Below are 294 nucleotides of genomic sequence, written 5' to 3'. Positions count from 1 at the left end.
CGTGCCACCGGAGCCGACGGCCGTGCCGGAGATCGAGGAGAGATCATTGCGCTCCTGGCTGCAGAACAGGCCGTTGGAACCGGAGTTGTACACCGGCACGAGCGGCACGAGGCCGTGCGCGTCCCATTCCTCCATGATCTCGGGGGTGTTGAACGCGACGTCGTTGGGCCAGGCGTTCGACTGCAGCGCGCCGACCACGGGGCTCTGGTCGGAGATGAAGCCGCCTTCGATCAGCGCGGCCGTGGCGGGGTACTCGGAAGGCTCGTAGATCGGGAGCACCTGTCCCAGGTCCAG

General features: G+C 67.3%; 1 protein-coding gene. It reads right to left on the bottom strand.

What is annotated here, in order from left to right; genetic code table 11:
• Nucleotides 1-294: type 2 periplasmic-binding domain-containing protein (locus D9V41_RS17400; protein ID WP_208006956.1), on the bottom strand; the 294-nt coding region annotated here is incomplete at both ends.

This window comes from Aeromicrobium phragmitis (assembly GCF_003674095.1).
Lineage (GTDB): Bacteria > Actinomycetota > Actinomycetes > Propionibacteriales > Nocardioidaceae > Aeromicrobium > Aeromicrobium phragmitis.
The sequence above is the reverse complement of the archived record's forward strand: the minus strand, read 5'-3'. Positions and strand labels throughout refer to the sequence as shown.